Here is a 220-nt window from a genome sequence, read left to right as displayed (position 1 = left end):
GGCTCTGTGCGGAATGCTCGGTACAGAAACCTGCACTTATCCGCCCGCTTGGCGTTCCAGCGCCATCCGCAAACTTTCGGGCAGTGCCTTGCCACGAAGCGAAGCACGGCGCAAGATCCCCGCGCACGCTTTCGGTGTCAAATAGTATTTGTCCGGCACACGATCCTCCAAAATCTGCGACAAGGAAGATTCTGCGCCGACGCTGTGGAACTCCCCAGCC

Annotated in this window: 1 protein-coding gene; it reads right to left on the bottom strand. The window is 59.1% G+C overall.

The features are described from left to right. Window positions 1–36 precede the first annotated feature (36 nt). A partial coding sequence (locus HMPREF9163_RS12635; RefSeq protein WP_009441963.1) for a hypothetical protein occupies window positions 37–220 on the bottom strand: 184 nt, incomplete at its 5' end.

This window comes from Selenomonas sp. oral taxon 138 str. F0429, from assembly GCF_000318175.2.
In the GTDB taxonomy this organism is placed as follows: domain Bacteria; phylum Bacillota; class Negativicutes; order Selenomonadales; family Selenomonadaceae; genus Centipeda; species Centipeda timonae.
Note: the sequence above shows the minus strand (reverse complement) of the source record. Positions and strands in the feature narration are given on the sequence as shown.